This is a genomic window from Desulfosporosinus sp. SYSU MS00001 (genome assembly GCF_049943955.1).
GTDB lineage: Bacteria > Bacillota > Desulfitobacteriia > Desulfitobacteriales > Desulfitobacteriaceae > Desulfosporosinus.
The window spans coordinates 1,234-1,552 of the sequence record NZ_JBNFTW010000043.1 but is presented as its reverse complement, the minus strand read 5'-3'; the positions used below and the strand labels follow the sequence as shown (position 1 = coordinate 1,552).

The following is a 319-nucleotide window of genomic DNA, read 5'->3' as shown; positions in this document are numbered from 1 at the left end:
GATGATTCTGTAAGCGGCACACTGCAAAAGGGTGATGCTGATTATTATAAAATTTATATTCCTAAACCAGGAACTTATGAATTTTTCTTAAGCGGTATTAATACTGTAAATGCAACAATATATGATGCAAATAACCAGGTTGTCTTTCAAGGGAATCCAGGAAATAATCAGGTTTTCACTTATGATGGAACTATGCAAGGATTATATTATGCTGTAATTAAAGACGATCATAATGTGAGCAATACTGAAGATTATGGATTTGAATTCTATCCAAATGGTGGACAAAATAATTCTATATACAGATTTTCAGGAAATGATA

At 31.3% G+C, this 319-nt stretch carries 1 protein-coding gene; it reads left to right on the top strand.

Annotation, left to right across the window (positions count from 1 at the left end):
- The coding region (locus ACPUYX_RS20945) for a hypothetical protein (RefSeq protein ID WP_426381506.1) at window positions 1-319 on the top strand (319 nt) is incomplete at both ends.